Annotated in this window: 1 protein-coding gene; it reads left to right on the top strand. The window is 67.3% G+C overall.

Annotated features, from left to right (window positions below; all coding sequences use genetic code 11):
* Positions 1 to 214, top strand: a 214-nt coding sequence (locus BN358_RS25400; RefSeq protein ID WP_198018383.1) for a DUF3043 domain-containing protein, incomplete at both ends; no start/stop codon positions are given.

Below are 214 nucleotides of genomic sequence, written 5' to 3'. Positions count from 1 at the left end.
TCCCTGCTGCTCAGCTCGCTGAGCATCACCGCGACCTACCTCGTGACCGCGCTCACCTACGGCGTCTTCCTGCTGATCGCGCTCGACCTCTTCCTGATGTGGCGCAAGTACCGGCGCCTGCACGCGGACCGGCTGCCGAACGTTCCGACCAAGGGCCTGTTCGCCTACATGCTGAACCGGGCGATCAACCTCCGCCGGCTGCGGATGCCCGCGC

The organism is Sedimentibacter sp. B4 (genome assembly GCF_000309315.1).
Classification (GTDB): Bacteria; Bacillota; Clostridia; order Tissierellales; family Sedimentibacteraceae; genus Sedimentibacter; species Sedimentibacter saalensis.
This window is presented reverse-complemented; position numbering and strand designations above follow the sequence as displayed.